The sequence below is a fragment of the Geminocystis sp. NIES-3708 genome (assembly GCF_001548095.1).
Lineage (GTDB): Bacteria > Cyanobacteriota > Cyanobacteriia > Cyanobacteriales > Cyanobacteriaceae > Geminocystis.
This window is the reverse complement of record NZ_AP014815.1, coordinates 2,670,000-2,686,627: the sequence shown is the minus strand read 5'-3', so window position 1 is coordinate 2,686,627 and position 16,628 is coordinate 2,670,000. Positions and strand designations below refer to the sequence as shown.

16 protein-coding genes are annotated in these 16,628 nt (G+C 33.4%); 3 read left to right on the top strand and 13 right to left on the bottom strand.

From position 1 onward, the window contains the following. Positions 1-165: 165 nt before the first annotated feature. The 6 genes from GM3708_RS11810 to GM3708_RS11790 all read right to left on the bottom strand — a co-directional run bounded on the left by GM3708_RS11810 (position 166) and on the right by GM3708_RS11790 (position 6,770). Positions 166-708 (bottom strand): DUF2854 domain-containing protein, encoded by a 543-nt coding sequence (locus GM3708_RS11810; protein ID WP_066347150.1) that lies wholly within the window; start codon positions 706-708, stop codon positions 166-168. Between the two features lie 213 nt (positions 709-921). Continuing rightward, positions 922-2,388, bottom strand: a complete 1,467-nt coding sequence (locus tag GM3708_RS11805) for a pitrilysin family protein (protein WP_066347148.1) — start codon at positions 2,386-2,388, stop codon at positions 922-924. Positions 2,389-2,596: 208 nt separating this feature from the next. Beyond that, entirely contained in the window at positions 2,597-2,761 is a 165-nt protein-coding gene (locus GM3708_RS18735; protein WP_158505877.1) for a hypothetical protein, read from the bottom strand. 153 nt (positions 2,762-2,914) lie between these two features. Beyond that, entirely contained in the window at positions 2,915-3,568 is a 654-nt protein-coding gene (locus GM3708_RS11800) for a phosphate ABC transporter permease (RefSeq protein WP_066347146.1), read from the bottom strand. A gap of 206 nt (positions 3,569-3,774) precedes the next feature. Beyond that, positions 3,775-5,664, bottom strand: coding sequence for a DNA-directed RNA polymerase subunit gamma (locus GM3708_RS11795; protein ID WP_066347144.1), 1,890 nt, complete (start codon positions 5,662-5,664; stop codon positions 3,775-3,777). Between the two features lie 131 nt (positions 5,665-5,795). After that, positions 5,796-6,770 (bottom strand): NAD(P)/FAD-dependent oxidoreductase, encoded by a 975-nt coding sequence (locus tag GM3708_RS11790; protein ID WP_066347143.1) that lies wholly within the window; start codon positions 6,768-6,770, stop codon positions 5,796-5,798. 268 nt (positions 6,771-7,038) lie between these two features. Here GM3708_RS11790 and GM3708_RS18870 point away from each other — a divergent pair, with 268 nt between their 5' ends. After that, positions 7,039-7,200, top strand: a complete 162-nt coding sequence (locus GM3708_RS18870; RefSeq protein ID WP_173645013.1) for a hypothetical protein — start codon at positions 7,039-7,041, stop codon at positions 7,198-7,200. 119 nt (positions 7,201-7,319) lie between these two features. Here the strand turns inward: GM3708_RS18870 and GM3708_RS11785 are convergent, their stop codons facing one another. The 4 genes from GM3708_RS11785 to psb30 all read right to left on the bottom strand — a co-directional run bounded on the left by GM3708_RS11785 (position 7,320) and on the right by psb30 (position 11,522). Beyond that, positions 7,320-7,715, bottom strand: a complete 396-nt coding sequence (locus GM3708_RS11785; protein ID WP_066347141.1) for a hypothetical protein — start codon at positions 7,713-7,715, stop codon at positions 7,320-7,322. Between the two features lie 288 nt (positions 7,716-8,003). Beyond that, a complete protein-coding gene (glnA, locus tag GM3708_RS11780) occupies positions 8,004-9,425 on the bottom strand; it encodes a type I glutamate--ammonia ligase (RefSeq protein WP_066347139.1) in 1,422 nt (473 codons plus the stop codon). A gap of 251 nt (positions 9,426-9,676) precedes the next feature. Further along, positions 9,677-11,221, bottom strand: coding sequence for a 4-alpha-glucanotransferase (gene malQ, locus GM3708_RS11775; RefSeq protein ID WP_255358449.1), 1,545 nt, complete (start codon positions 11,219-11,221; stop codon positions 9,677-9,679). Positions 11,222-11,390: 169 nt separating this feature from the next. Further along, positions 11,391-11,522 carry a photosystem II reaction center protein Ycf12/Psb30 gene (psb30, locus tag GM3708_RS11770; protein ID WP_017295305.1) on the bottom strand — a complete coding sequence of 44 codons (132 nt, stop codon included), beginning with the start codon at positions 11,520-11,522 and terminating at the stop codon, positions 11,391-11,393. 139 nt (positions 11,523-11,661) lie between these two features. Here psb30 and GM3708_RS11765 point away from each other — a divergent pair, with 139 nt between their 5' ends. Beyond that, on the top strand, positions 11,662-12,009 hold the full coding sequence (locus GM3708_RS11765; protein WP_066349447.1) for a YkgJ family cysteine cluster protein: 348 nt from the start codon (positions 11,662-11,664) through the stop codon (positions 12,007-12,009). A gap of 286 nt (positions 12,010-12,295) precedes the next feature. Here the strand turns inward: GM3708_RS11765 and GM3708_RS11760 are convergent, their stop codons facing one another. The 3 genes from GM3708_RS11760 to GM3708_RS11750 form a co-directional block, all read right to left on the bottom strand. Continuing rightward, positions 12,296-13,462, bottom strand: a complete 1,167-nt coding sequence (locus GM3708_RS11760) for a pyridoxal phosphate-dependent aminotransferase (RefSeq protein ID WP_066347135.1) — start codon at positions 13,460-13,462, stop codon at positions 12,296-12,298. 136 nt (positions 13,463-13,598) lie between these two features. Further along, entirely contained in the window at positions 13,599-14,201 is a 603-nt protein-coding gene (locus GM3708_RS11755; RefSeq protein WP_066347134.1) for a pentapeptide repeat-containing protein, read from the bottom strand. Positions 14,202-14,272: 71 nt separating this feature from the next. Continuing rightward, positions 14,273-14,830, bottom strand: a complete 558-nt coding sequence (locus GM3708_RS11750; protein ID WP_066347131.1) for a hypothetical protein — start codon at positions 14,828-14,830, stop codon at positions 14,273-14,275. Between the two features lie 196 nt (positions 14,831-15,026). Between GM3708_RS11750 and GM3708_RS11745 the strand changes: the two genes are divergently transcribed. After that, positions 15,027-16,544, top strand: a complete 1,518-nt coding sequence (locus tag GM3708_RS11745; RefSeq protein WP_231932930.1) for an ammonium transporter — start codon at positions 15,027-15,029, stop codon at positions 16,542-16,544. The last annotated feature ends 84 nt before the right edge of the window (positions 16,545-16,628 follow it).

Below are 16,628 nucleotides of genomic sequence, written 5' to 3'. Positions count from 1 at the left end.
TGGGTTTATTTTTCAATTTAATCAATCGTAAATAAATTTTATCATTAATATTTTAGATAATTTAAAATCAGGAGTTTTTCGGGGTGAATCACATTCACCCAATTGATAATTGAAACTTCAAGCATCAATTATCTATCAACGTTAATTGTTAATTTTGATCTTTTTCTATACAGAAATTAAAGCTAATTCAATTTCATTTTCATCATTTTTAGAAACTTCAGCAATAATACCAGGTCCAAAAAACTTAGTAATTTTTTCTTGTTTTTCTTGCCAAATGTCAAAACTAATAAGAGGAGAATCGAAGTATAAAATTAAGGCATAATTATTATTAATATTTGCTTCTTTTATTTTCATTAAAACTGGTCTTTCATCATCTGTGGGACTTAAACCAAGACGTTGTAAGGCTTCATCTAAATGAGCTTCTTGTCCGTATCGATAACGAGTTACATCATTGCGCAATTGATTTTGAGTATCGGTAGCTTTTTGTTTTCTTAAAGCGATAACTTCTGGGGGAGTTTCCGCTGCAAAGGGAATTGGTTTCAATTCAGCCGCTTTTAAAGCTAGTCCACCTAATAATAAAGGTATTCCATAGAAAAAACCTGCTAAATTTAAGGTAGAGTTACCAATGCCATAAGCAATAAACCCAATAACGGTTAAAATTGAGCCGATGGTTAAACCTACTAATGCTAAAGGTATTTTACGCCACATAATTATAAATTAAGGTCAGAATAATAAGATTAATGATTCTCAATATTGTACCGTCTTAAAGTAGTTGATAATTAGACTTCTCTAAGAAGTCAGGCAATGGGCAATAGCGAATAGGCAATAGTAGTTAAAATTGATAATTTCTTACCTTAAATTAATTTTATTTTTAATTGTTGAGGATTTTGATTAATAATTCAAAGCAACAAAGTTTTTACTTCAACTGGAAGATTCGGGAATTGTGACATCAACGCTGATAATTTGTTGTTGAAGATTAGCTAAATCCTCTTTAAATGCTTTTTCATTACCAACAATTAAAGTCACAATGCGATCAGGTTGTAAATATTCTTGTGCAACTCTTAAAACATCTTCAATGGTAGTTTTTTTTACTGCTTTTTGATAGTTAAAAATAAAGTCATTGGGATAACCAAAATATTCATAAGTCATTAAACGAGATAAGGTTTGAGAAGGATCTTGAAATTGAAAGACAAAAGAATTTAAAATAGAATTTTTAGCATAATCTAATTCTTCTTGAGTGATAGGCTGAGTACGTAAACGCTCAATTTCGGCTATTATGGATTTGATAAATTGAGCAGTAGTTTCACTTTTTGTTTGTCCTCCTGCAATAAATGTTCCGGGATAGTCATAACTGCCTCGCCAGACACCATACACCGAATAAGCTAAACCTTGAGTAGAACGAATTTCATTATATAATCTACCGCCAAAGCCGTTTAAAATTCCGTTGATAACGCTTAATGTGCCATAATTTGGATCATCTAATTTGCCGCTTAAATGACCTAATAAAATATTACTTTGGGTTAATTGTGGTTGATCAACTACATAAATTCCGTCTTGTTTTTGTTGTTCAACAGAATTAATATTAAGATTTAAAGAAGGGTTATTTACTGTCCAATTACCGAAGGTTTTTTCGATTAATGATTTCATTTTTGCTGGTTGAAAATCTCCTACAATGCCTAAAATAATATTATCAGGACGAATATATTTACTATAAAAATTAACTAAATCTTCACGAGTAATATTATCTAAATTTTTATACTCAATCGTACGTGCATAAGGGCTATTTTCTCCATAAATTAACTTAGCAAATTCTCGACTTGCTATTTGTCCGGGATTATCATTTCTTCTTGCAATCGCACCTTTTAATTTTGTTTTTTGTAAATCTAATTGCTGATTATCAAACACGGGAGATTGTAAAACTTCAGCAAAAAGAGGAAAAACCGTATCTAAATCATAACTGAGGGAAGTAAAACTAGCACTTCCTAAAGTGGTATCAATAGAAGTTTCAATGGCAGAAGCTTTTTGTTCTAAAATATAATTTAGTTGTTCAGGAGTATGATTTTTTGTACCCCCTAAACGCATTAAATCTCCTGTTAAATCGGCTAAACCAGCTTGAATAGATGGTTCAAATCTTGAGCCTGTGCGAATAATAGCATTACCACTAATTAAAGGTAATCTACCATCGGGCATTAAATAAATAACCATACCATTATCTAATTGATAGCGTTCATATTCTGGTAATTTAATTTCTGATAAAGGAGGATATTCTAAGTTTTTATAGCTATTAGAAACCTCTGCTAAAGCAACATTATGGGTAGTAATAATTAAGGCAATAGTTATGAGACTAAATCCTAGCCATTGACACATTTTTTTAAATTTTATTTTCATGATTAATATAGAAATAAATTATTTTTTTACTGGAGATAGAGTTCTAATAAACATTTTCAAAGCTAAACATAAAATTGATTATAATTAATTAGTTGAACATACATTTCTTGTCTAACAGAATTATATTTTAGTTTTATTTGCGGAACTTTTTGCTCATAAATTTTAAAAATTGGTAATAATGCTGCTTAATAGATTAAATATTATTTTCTTAATTAAATTTTAACCAATGTTGACGAGTATAAAAAACATTTTCTAAAGGTAAAAATATATGGTAGTAAAATAATTCTAATTTACAAGAATAATTTATTCCATTATGGTGATAATATAGTTGCTCGATTTCTTCAGGAATTTGACAAGGAAAATTCTCCAGCATTTTTTCAATTTCAGTAAAAAAAAGTCATTTTTTAAAATTTGATTTTAACTTATTATTTGCACCAGTATATTGAATAATACTATCTAAAAGTTGAAAAATTTTCTGATTAGAAGATAACATATCACAATCCTATAGGAGTTCTAAGTTGATAGTTTATCTACCATAAATTTTCATTAATTGTAATCTTAAATCTAAGAAAATATCTCGACGAATATAAGGATAATCTCCTAACCAAAGTTTATGACGAGGAATATAAACATCAGTAATTTGCCCAATTTTTATAAAATCAGGATCATTAGATAATAGCAAACCTTCTACAGCTTGACCACGATTTACTACCTTATGAATTCTTTGTCTTGGGGTGGTAATGGTGGCACGAAATCCCGTTTTATCTCCTACTTCAACATTAAATAACTTACGTCGATTTTCTACAATAATCGCTCGACCTAATTTATCAATCGCTGATTCTTCACTAATTAATTCTTCTGTCAAATAAATATCTAAAACCTTACCACGCCAAAAACTGATATAACGATAATGGCGAAACTTACTATTGCGAATACTTGCCCAGTATATCGGACTCCAAAGCCAGTATAAACCAGCAATTACTCTAAATATTAATGATAAATTATCCCCAGATCTACCAAAAAAAGATCCTAATAACCAAAAAAATAACACTCCTACTAGAGAGATAAATAAATTTTTTAATAATGTGGATAAATTTGCCCAATAATGACTATATTGACTTCCCGTAGCAATGGCAGGAATCAAATCTTTAATAGCTTCTTGTTTCAGTGGAATCAACATAAGAATTAAGAATTAAAAATTAAGAATTAAGAATGGATAATTAATAAGCAAGATACTTATTTGATAAGCTAAAACCCATTTAACTTGCATCTTTTAAAATTAGTAAAAAATTAAAGAAACTCTTACTCATTGCCTACCCTCATCAGTAAACTTAGATGCGTCTGAGCTTATAATTACTCATTCCTAATTCCTAATTCCTGATTAATTTAATGCACTAAATCAAAATCTAAAGCATCGATAATGGTTTTATTATAAATAATACGTCCAGGAGTAGTGTGTACATACTGAGCAATTATTTCACCCTCCGCAGTTTCACGCACTTTACGCCCTTGATAATATTTCCAAACACTACCATCAGCTAAAGTTTCCTCTTTTTCGAGTTCATTATCCCCTTTACCTGTTTGTACTTCACCATCAAAACGTACCCAGATATAAGCGTGTAAATCCACGAGTTTTTGTTCATAAGCACGTAAAGCATCATCAAGATTGGCATAATAACTATCCGCTCCTTTTGTTGCCGCAGGATTCTCCGCAGTGAGGTAATAACAACCTAAAACCATGTCTTGAGATGGTGCAATAATTGGTTTACCCGTTGCAGGAGAAAGAATATTATGACAAGCCATCATCAATAATCGAGCTTCAGATTGTGCTTCGATGGAAAGAGGAACGTGTACAGCCATTTGATCCCCGTCAAAGTCAGCGTTGAAAGGAGGACATACTAAAGGATGTAATTGAATCGCTCTCCCCTCTACTAATACAGGTTCAAAAGCCTGAATACCAAGACGGTGTAAGGTAGGGGCACGGTTTAACAATACAGGATGTCCAGCGATAACTTCTTCTAATACTTTCCAGATACTAGGATCTGTTTTTTGAATCATTTTCTTCGCCGCTTTGATATTATTAACGATGCCTAAGCGGATTAAACGATTAATAACAAAAGGTTGGAAAAGTTCGATAGCCATTTCACGGGGTAAACCGCATTGATATATCTGTAAATTAGGACCAACTACAATTACTGAACGTCCAGAATAATCAACCCTTTTACCTAATAAGTTTTGACGGAAACGTCCTTGTTTACCTTCAATAATATCTGATAAAGATTTTAAAGGACGACTATTTCCACCAACTACAGTACGACCACGTCTGCCGTTATCAATTAAAGCGTCCACCGCTTCCTGTAACATCCGCTTTTCGTTACGGATAATAATTTCAGGAGCAAGAATTTCTTGTAAACGATTTAAGCGATTATTACGATTAATTACACGACGGTATAAATCATTAAGATCAGAAGTAGCAAAACGTCCACCATCTAACTGCACCATCGGACGCAAATCAGGAGGAATGACAGGAATTACACTTAAAACCATCCATTCAGGTTTAGAACCTGTCGCAATAAAATTATCAATTAACCGTAATCTTTTAATTAATTTTGCTCTTTTTTGTCCTTTACTATTAATAATTTCTTCTCTTAATTTTTCTGCTTCTTCTTCAAGTTTTATTTCTTGTAAAAGACGCTCAACAGCTTCTGCACCAATACCAACCTCGATGCCTTCTAACTCAGAATCTTCCGCATAAATTTGTTCTTCAATTTCCATCCATTGATCTTCAGATAGTAATTGACGATAGCTCAAATTAGTAGCGTTACCCGGATCTAGAACTACATGAGAGTTAAAATATACCACCTGTTCTACATCTCGCAAAGGCATATCTAACAGAATACTCAAATAGCTAGGAATACCTTTTAAGTACCAAACATGAGTTACAGGAGCGGCTAATTTAATATAACCCATCCGATGACGGCGAACTCTGGATTCTGTGACTTCAACACCGCAACGTTCACAGACAATACCTCTATGGCGTACTCTTTTATATTTTCCGCACCAACATTCCCAATCTTTAGAAGGACCAAAAATTTTCTCACAGAATAACCCGTCCATTTCTGGTTTTAGGGTACGATAGTTAATGGTTTCTGGAGTTGTGACTTCTCCTACCACAATGCCATTAGGTAGTGTTCTTTGTCCCCATTCCCGAATTCTCTCAGGAGATGCAATACCAATTTTTACGTAGTCGAACTGTCTCTCTTGTTGATGATTCATGCTATTTCCGCGCTTACTCAACCCTTTAATTATATTTTGTTAGCTTATAATTTTATATGCAATTATGAGTCACAAAGATCTATACTATCATTTTTCGGCGTTGCTGATTTTCTGTGTCATTTTTACTGAGATTAAACAAATATCTCAATGATTTTTTCTGCCAAATAATAACCACTTAAAAAAGCAGATTCGACTTTTCCATTTAAACACCAATCACCGCAAACACCAATATTATTAAATTTGTCGAAATAATATCCTTGATCATTACTTTGTTGAGGTATAGCATAACGCCATAGATGTAGAGATTCATAAAGATTATTCTGAAACTTAATATTTAAAACCTCCTCTGTCACATTTTTTAAGATTGTGCAAATAGACTCTCTTGTTTGCTCTAAATTTGCTTCTGCCCAACTAAAATTTGATTGAATGATAATAGCACCTTTTTCTCCCCGTGAGGGTTTACTATCGTTAAGGGCAATCCAACCTAATATAGGATGTTTAAATTCGATACCATCAAAAGGAATATCTAACTTGTTTTCAGGTATCAACATTGAACTATAACAGGCAAACATTTTTAATTTTCTAATAGATTCAATAATAAAACTATGATTGTCTAATAAATCAATGGTTTGTAACGGAGGTGCGGTGACAATAATGTAGTCATAATCAAAGTATTTTTCGTTGTTTTCATCAGTTAATGTCCATGTTTGAGCTTTTTCTAAACTAATAATACGAGTTTGTAATTTTATATTCAGTTCGATTGCCATATTTTTACATAAATTATTCATAGCTATAGTCGGCACATAGCGAAGGTTATCAGGTTTTATGCTCGTGAAATTTCCCTCCTCCCAATGAGCAAATTTTCCTTTCCAAACCTTAACAATGGATTGATTTTGCTCTATAAATTTTTGAAAAATAGGATTTTTGACGGTAAAATATTGTGTTCCATGATCAAGATAACCCCATTGTGTTCGTCTGCTCGACATTCTACCGCCAACGGCTCTACCTTTATCAAAAATATCCACAGATAACCCTTGATTAATCATTTTTTTTGCTATGATTAAACCTGCGATTCCAGCACCGATAATGGCTATTTTTGCGACCATAAATTTTTGTTTTTACTGATTATTAAAAGAATAGACTGATCATTTATGACTTAAACTATGGGGGATCAAGCTTAAAGCAATTATTATTGAAGTAAATTAATTGTTAAGGAATAATAACAATCTATAAAAAAGATTAAGATTTCTTCTAATAAATAGTTTTTTCATAGATAATAAAAGTAGGGAAATAAGAATAAATTAAACATCAAAATTTAATTCATCTTGATTATTTTATCCTCGCAAATATTTGCATATTAGGAGGCATTGAGTTATGAATATCATCAAAATGCTTGGAGACATGACTAAATATTTGACCGAAGGTTTTACCAGAATTTTTAGTCCTCCTGAAAAATCACCTCCTGAAATTGGTGTTCAGCCTTTTGAGTGTACACATTATTCGGAAAAACCTTCTGCTGATAATTCTATTAGTTAATTGATTATTGTTTTTATCGGGAAAAAAATTACCTCTGAAATAACTGTTCTTAATTAACGTTATGTTGAGTCTTTTTAGGATGATTAGATTAAGAAAAATTGCCGGCGGACTGTGACCATTTATTTTTCCTTAATAAAAAAGATAGGACTTAAATTAGGATCTACTTTATAGGTATTTTTTTCCATCACTTTGCGTGTTAATTTAGGATCAAAAGTATTCCCAAAATCTTCTTGAAGTTTTTCTACTCTGGGTTGTATTTTTGCTATTTCTCCGTCAATTTCTGCTATTTTTTCCTGTTGAACTAAATGATATGGTAAAAGATGTTTAACACTAAAAATTGCTAGGACGGAAATGCCTATATTTGCAAATATTTTTAGGCTAGTTTCGATGGTTTTTTCGAGATTGGCTCTTTTTTGTTGTATTTGTTCTTTTTTTAGAGCTCTATTTGCTAATATTGATTCCGCATGAAGACTATTAGTAGATCTCACTCTATTCAAAGATGTATTAACCGTCATTTACTCTACCTCACAAAAATTTAATAATCAATTTCTCTAACTAACTATAGCAATCCTAAATCATTTGTGAATAATTAAAGATAAAAAATAAAACTGTCAGTCTTGCCCTACCTAAAAGCTGACTACTGAATACCTACAACCTCTAAAAGTCTCACAACTATATAGTATTGCTATATATCATCAATTATTCCTACTATCTCCTTTCTTTTCTGTTCACCTTAACTTAAGTGAAAAAAAAGAAGGTAATTAAACCTCCTTAAATTAAAATAAATCTTTACTTCTTACATATTAACAATCATAGTACAGAGAAAACTCATAAGGATGAGGACGAAGACGCATAGGATTAACTTCATTATCCAGTTTATATTCAATCCAGTTTTCAATGAAATCAGTGGTAAATACACCACTATCCGTCAAGAAAGCGTGATCATTTTCTAGAGCTTCTAGTGCTGCTTCTAATGAACCGGGAGTAGAAGGAATTTTACTTAACTCTTCAGGAGATAAATCATAAATATCAACATCTAAAGGCTCACCGGGATCAATTTGATTTTTAATACCGTCAATACCAGCACATAACATCGCAGCAAATGCTAAATAAGGATTACTTGTAGCATCAGGACAACGGAATTCTAAGCGTTTGGCCTTGGGGTTAGGACCAGATAGAGGAATACGAATAGAAGCAGATCTATTTCCCTGAGAGTAAGCTAAGTTTACAGGTGCTTCAAAACCCGGAACTAATCTTTTATAGGAGTTTGTTGTAGGATTAGTTAATGCTAAAAGAGCAGGAGCATGTTTGATAATACCACCTATATAATGTAAAGCCATTTGGCTTAAACCAGCGTATTTATCCCCTGCGAATAATGGTACGCCATCTTGCCAAATAGATTGATGAGTGTGCATTCCTGAACCATTATCATTAAATAAAGGTTTAGGCATAAACGTAGCCGTTTTTCCATATTTTTTACAGACGTTTTTCACGACATATTTATAAGTCATTAAATAGTCTGCTGATTCTACGAGGGTAGCAAACTTAATACCTAACTCATTTTGACCGCCTGTTGCTACTTCATGGTGATGTTTTTCGATAGGTACACCACATTTTGCCATTGTTAAGAGCATTTCTGTACGAATGTCTTGCTGGGTATCTGTGGGTGCTACGGGAAAATATCCTTGTTTATAACCGGGTTTATAGCCTAAGTTACCGCCTTCTTCCACTCGCCCAGAATTCCAACGTCCTTCAATGCTATCAACGTAATAATAACCTTTATTTTCGGTTTGATCAAAGCGTACATCATCAAAGATAAAAAACTCAGCTTCAGGACCAAAATAAGCAGTATCACCAATGCCACAAGAAGCTAAATAATCAACGGCTTTAGTGGCAATACTACGAGGATCTCTTGAATACCATTCCCCCGTGCGAGGTTCTTTAATACGACAAATCATGCTAAGTGTAGGTTCAGCATAAAAAGGATCGATCCATGCGGTGGTAGGATCTGGTACCATTGCCATATCAGAATCATTAATAGCTTTCCAACCACGAATACTAGAACCATCAAAAGCAACACCCTCTGTAAAAGAGTTCTCGTCTATTTGATCATAGTAGAAAGAACAATGTTGCCAAATACCTGGCATATCAATGAATTTGAGGTCAATAATTTTAATATTATTATCTTGAATCATTTTCAAGACTTCTTGGGGAGTTTCGGGCATTAACTATTTCTCCTTTGAGTTTACTTATTTTACTTTTTCTCTCAAAGCTCTAATGCTAAAGATAGTTCTATCTTCATTTTGTAGCTATTGATACATAATTAACAATTAACATCACTTCAACCCAAGAAAAATCTTGAAGATACCTGAGTTCGATCTAATAGATAGGCGATGACTGATTTGCAAGACTCCTCAGACAGAGAAATTATGTTTTTATGAATGAATAAAATCCCCCTGTCTGCCACCTTCATTAATCAGAATGATGCTCTGCCGTAAAGAAAAGTTAAATATTTGAGATGTTCGCTAATGTCATCGGTTAACACATTATCTTCATAGCGCCAACTCCAGTTATCTGTAATAGTGCCGGGGGTGTTCATCTTCGAGTCTGAACCTAACCCTAACAGATCTTGTACTGGAAAAATAGCTAAATTGGCTACGGATGCTAAGGCTAAACGAATTAAACTCCAATGAATACCTTCGTTACAAATCCCTCCCATAAAATCTACTACTCTTTTTTTCTCACTAAATGAGCGTTTCTCAAACCATCCCACGGTGGTATCATTATCGTGAGTGCCTGTATAAACAACAAAATTGCGGTCGTTATAGTTATAGGGTAAAAAACCGTTAGCTCGATCAGAGTCAAAAGCAAAATGTAAAACTTTCATGCCGGGAAATTTATACTTATCTCGTAATTCTTCGACTTCTGGGGTGATAACTCCTAAATCTTCTGCAACTATGGGTAAAGTACCTAATTCTTTGTCTAAAATCGCAAAAAACTTGTCTCCTGGGGCAGTTAACCATTCTCCGTTAACAGCAGTGGTTTCTCCTTCTGGCACTGCCCAATAAGCCTCAAAACCTCGAAAATGATCAATACGCATAATGTCAACGTATTCTAACATTCCCTTAATACGTTGTATCCACCAAGCAAAATTAGTTTTTTCTAATACCTCCCAATCGTAAACAGGATTACCCCATAATTGTCCAGTTTCACTAAAATAATCAGGTGGCACTCCTGCCATTAAAGCCGCAGCACCAGTTTTGGCATCTAAACAAAAAATTTCTTGATTTGCCCATACATCAACGCTATCATGGGCAACGTAAATAGGAATATCTCCAAAAATTTTAACATTTTTTTCGTTAGCATATTTTTTTAAATTTCGCCACTGTTTGAAGAAACTAAATTGTAAAAATTTATGATAAAACATCTCTTTTCCCAGTTTCATCTGCCATTGATGTATCGCTTCTGGATTGCGTTTGGCGATCGCCTCATCCCATTGAAACCAAGCCGCTCCTTGATGATAGTCTTTGAGAGCCATGTAAAGAGCATAATCTTCTAACCAGTAACGATAATCTTCGCAAAATTGGCTAAATTCGAGCTGATATTCCTCATCTTCTTTTTCTTGAAATGTTTCAAAAGCTTTACGAAATAAAGGATATTTTTGCTTAATGACTAAGTCAAAGTTAACCCGTGAAGAATTTTGTTTCTCAAAAGTAGTTTTAACAGTCTCTAAATCTTCCTCTGTTAATAAATCATCACCATAAAGAATATCTAAGCTAATCATCAAAGGATTACCAGCCAGAGCACTATAGGCTAAATAAGGCGAATTTCCTGCCCCAGTTGGTCCTAAAGGCAGAATTTGCCATACTTGTTGATCTCCTTTTTCTAAAAAATCCACAAATCGATAAGCACCGTTGCCTAAATCACCGATACCATAATTACTGGGTAAAGAAGTTGGATGTAATAAAATTCCACTGAGTCTGCGATCGAACATAAAAATAACATCCTCTGAACAATGAATCTTGTAGAGCAATTTAATCTTAGTTCAAGCTGAGATCACAAAATCGAAATATTAATAAATGTAAAGAAAATTAGGAATTGAAAAATTTAGAGTTAAAAATATTATTTTATTCTTTGAGGGAATGCTCTTGACTGTTGGGCGAATGGTATTTACTCGCCCCTACTTAAAATTATAAGTCACCTCTTAAAGCATAGAGAATGAAAACGATCACAGGACCAGCAACTAAAATGAAACCGACAGAAGTCAATTGTAAAATAACTTGTAAATCTAAACCACTAAAAAGATTTGTAATAAAATCCATAGTTACTCCTAGTTTTAAATAATGATTTTAAATGTTTGGTACTAAATCTAACAAGATATATGATACTAGGAAAGGAAGATTCTTTATCGAAAAAATCAACCAAATTTTATTAAGTTTTGTTACAGATTTTCTTTTTTTTATGAGTGAATGGCGTTGTATTGAAAAATGTGGTGCTTGTTGTAATTTAGATCCTAGTGATCGTCCTGATTTAGGGGATTATCTTACACAATCAGAGTTAGAATTGTATTTGAGTATGGTAGGAAAAGATGGTTGGTGTGTTAATTATGATCAAGAGTTAAGAAAGTGTCAGATATATGACGATCGCCCTCGTTTTTGTCGGGTGAAACCTGATGTTTTTCAAGAAATGTATGATATTCCTTTGGATAAGTTTCAGGAATTCGCTATTGATTGTTGTCATCAACAAATTGAAGGAGTCTATGGAGAAGAAAGTGAGGAAATCAATAGTTATCGCTTACAAGTAGGTTAACATTGTTTAAAATTTAGTCCACAATAAATTGTTAATTGCTAATTGGTATAGCTGTTATCTTATCTGACTTGTGAATAATTAGAGTTTTCTAAATCAGTAAAAGTCTTTTAAAATAACGTGTTGATAATGGTTTCATTCAGAATTGAAAACCTCTCCTTTGAAAGGAAAAAATTTCGATTTTTCAATGCTCAAAAATTTAATTAGGGGAAAGGTAATTATCGATTGTCTATTACCGATTTCCTTTTTCACAACAATTTTGTTGACCAATAATTTAGGATTGCTATAGTTATAGTGATTGAATAAAATTACTAATTCTTGCCATGCCCTTATTGATAGATTCCATATCAGTAGCATAAGATAAACGAATACAGTTATCATTACCAAAGGCAACACCTGGAATTGTAGCTACTTTTTCTTGGGTAAGTAATTTATCACAAAATTCGAGGGATTTTAAACCAGTTTTACTAATATCGATAAATAAATAAAATGCTCCATTAGGTAAGGGGGCACTAACATTAGGAATTGATTCAATCGCAGAATACATGATTTTTCTTCTTTCGGCAAAAGATGCTAACATTTGCACAACACAATCTTGAGAAGATTCTAAAGCTGCGATCGCACCATATTGAGCAAAGGTACAAACATTAGAAGTACTATGACCTTGAACTGTCGTCATCGCTTTAATAATATTAATATCAGCGGCGATATAACCTACTCGCCATCCTGTCATGGAATAAGCTTTGGCAAAACCATTACTAATAATTGTGCGTTTAAAAATTTCTTCATTTATTGCCCCAATGCTCAAATGAGTTGCATCATCGTAAAGTATTTTTTCATAAATTTCATCTGATACTACTAAAATATCATGATCAATAACTACTTGAGCTAGAGCCTTAATTTCGGAAGGATTATAAACGCTACCCGTAGGATTAGAAGGGGAGTTTAAAACAAATAACTTCGTTTTTGGGGTAATAGCTTCTTTTAACTGCTCTGGAGTTATTTTATAATCATTTTCGGCGGTTGTAGCTACAATGATAGATTTTCCTCCAGCTAAGGTCACCATTTCAGGATAGCTTAACCAATAGGGAGCGGGAATAATTACTTCGTCTCCCTCTTCAATTAAAGCCATCATCAAGTTATATAAAGAATGTTTGCCGCCATTAGTGACGATAATATTTTCTGGCTTGTAATCTACATTATTATCTTTTTTGAGCTTATGAGCAATGGCTTGACGTAAAGGCATTTCACCTGCAGCCGCTCCATACTTAGTTTTACCATCATCTAAGGCTTGTTTTGCCGCTGATTTGATATGATCAGGGGTATCAAAATCAGGCTCACCAGCACTAAAACTACAAACATCTAAACCTTCTGCTTTCATTGCTTTAGCTTTAGCAGTGATGGCGAGGGTAATAGAAGGGTTAACTTGAGATACTCTAGTAGCTAATTTATTCATTGTTGCTTAAATTTTTGGGACAAATCTTTTTCTATTAATTTTCATAGTAAATAATATTTATTGAACTTTGAACAGTAAAAAATATCACCCTTTCTTAATAATGAGTAATTAATAGTAAAAACAAAATTATGATCTATTATTGATTAAAAATTCCCTCAATACAAACTCCTTCTTTAAAAGTATTTTTTAACGCCTGAATATCTACTGTTGCACAAAGAAGATTCGCCTGAAATAAATTTGCACCCTTTAAAATAGCACCTGTTAAATTTGCCTCTTCCAAATCAGCTTGAGATAAATCAGTACCACTTAAATTGGAGTTACTTAAATCTGCCTTTTGTAAACAAGCTCCTACCAAGTTAACACCTCGTAAATCAGTACCCCTTAAATCCACATTGGATAAGTCTAAATTCGTTAAAATTGCCCCTGCTAAAAAACTTCCTGCTAAACTAATATTTTCTACTTGTGCCGAGATTAAAATTGCACCACGTAAATCTGCACCACGTAAATCTGCACCACGTAAATCTGCACCACGTAAATCTGCACCACGTAAATTACAACGTAAAATTGCTTCTCGCAAATTTGCCCCAGAAAAATTAACCCCCATTAATTGACTACCAGAAAAATCAACTGCGGATAAATTTGCACCGGAAAGATCATATCCGCTTAAGTTTATGCCTCGTAAATCTTTAATACTACCGTTGCGAATTTGAGACAAATCATGAATTAATGAATCAGTCATAATGGGAATCAAAAATTTAGGAATTAGGAATTTAGGAATTAAAGATCCTATTGTTTATATATTTTACATTTTTACGTTCTGTTTTCTGTTAAGCAATATTTGAAATATTCTCTTAAATTACTTCTTTTTTTGATGCCTAATTTTATTTCCCACCAACCTTGTATTTTTTCAGGCGATCGCCATAATTCCAGATGAGGTACAGAAGGAGAAGCATAAAAACTATTTTCTTCACCACCTAAGTAGCTCAGATGAGTAAAATAATCGTGAGAAATGCGATAACAGGGAAAATCTGCCATTAAAGGCACTCCCCAACTATCACAAGCAAATAAGGCTTTTACTTTGCCACCATTTCTTTGCCATAAGTTTCCGGCGATAATTGCACCTACAACTCCAGCACTAAATCCGATGAAGATAATCGGCGTAGAATTAAGGGATTTTTGATGATGTTCATGGATATAGTTATAGATATTTAAACCATCATAAGGTTGAATATTCTCTTTGCAAATAAGAATACTATTTTCTTCATAAACATCATAAATAATAGTTTTCAAATAAGCAAAAAAGTTAATAGTTAAAGTGAAAGAATGAAAACCACCACAGATAATATAAATAGGTAAATGATTAGACATTTGATAATTATAGTTTTTTTATTTTTTATCTATTATCCATTATTCATCAGTTATTGTATTTATTGATACAGAAACCGTGAAGTAAAAAGTATGAATATTTAACAGTTAATTAAAGGGTTGAATTATTAATTCTTTAATTCTTATTTAGTTTTCCCAATAATCTATACCGAAAATAAAATTTACTTAGTTTATGGTGATGATGTCTAAAAAAATGAACAAAAAGGCTTCTCGATTACCAAATCAAGATAGTTTTATACTTAATTCTATAGCTCGTGTTAGAAATTTATTTTCCCCCTATCAATTAGCCTGTATTCCTTTAACTGCCCTCATTCTTGTGGTGTGGAACAGTGCGGCAACGGCACAAGGATTCGGACAACCTGAAGATGTAGGGCAATTAAAAATTGTTTTAGATTCGGTTTTTCTATTGATAACTGGTACTTTAGTTGTCTTCATGAATGCTGGTTTTGCAATGTTAGAAACTGGCTTTTGTCGTCAAAAAAATGCGGTTAACGTCTTAGCAAAAAATCTCATCGTATTTGCCATCGCTTCTATTGTTTATTGGGCAGTTGGCTATGGTTTAATGTATGGAAACGGCAACGGTTTTATCGGTTTAGACGGTTTCTTCTTCAATGGTAGCAGTCTTCCTTACAGTGACTCCGAAGCCTTTGAAATAGCTAAAACAATGGTTGATGGTAAAGAAGTTGAAGTTAAAACCTTGACAAAAGTACCTGAATCTATTTCCTTCTTTTTCCAATTAGCATTCTCAGCTACAGCAGCAACGATTGTATCTGGTGCGGTAGCAGAAAGAATCCGTTTTGATGCCTTCTTAATCTTCAGTGTTTTATTAGTAGGAATCGCTTACCCTATTACAGGACATTGGATTTGGGATGGTGGTTGGTTAGCTTCCATGGGATTCCGTGACTTTGCAGGTTCAACGGCGGTTCACTCTGTCGGCGGTTGGGCGGCATTAATGGGGGCGGCAATTTTAGGTCCTCGTCAAGGTAAATACACCTCTGATGGTACAGTCCACGCTATACCAGGTCATAACATGAGTATTGCTACTCTTGGATGTTTAATTCTTTGGATTGGCTGGTTTGGTTTTAACCCCGGTTCAGAATTAGCCGCTACTGGTAACATTCCTTATATTGCTCTCACGACTAATTTAGCCGCAGCCGCAGGTGGTATCACTGCCACAGCTACATCTTGGGCAAAAGATGGTAAACCTGATTTATCCATGATTATTAACGGTGTGTTAGCGGGTTTAGTGGGTATCACTGCTGGTTGTGCTGATGTTAGTTATATTAGTGCGGTAATTATCGGTGCGATCGCTGGTGTAATTGTAGTTTTTGCAGTAGGATTTTTTGATAAAACTTTAAAGATTGATGATCCCGTTGGTGCAACTTCAGTACACTTAGTTTGTGGTATTTGGGGAACTCTAGCCGTTGGTATTTTCAGTATGAATGGTCATAGTTTTATTACTCAATTAATTGGTGTACTAACCGTTGGTGGTTTTACTGTTGTAGTTAGCTCTATTTTCTGGTATGCAATCAAAGCAACTGTAGGTATTAGAGTTCATCCCGAAGAAGAAGTCAAAGGTTTAGATATTTCTGAACACGGTATGGAGGCTTATAACGGATTTGTGAAAGAGGCTGATATTCTTGCTGGTGGTTTTGCCACTACATCAAGCGAAGTTAGCTCTGGAGTTGAAATGTAATTATTAATTAGTTAACACTAAATTCTATCCCTTGTCTTTGGAAAGATGAGGGATTTTTTGTTTAAATGAGATACTTTTACGTTT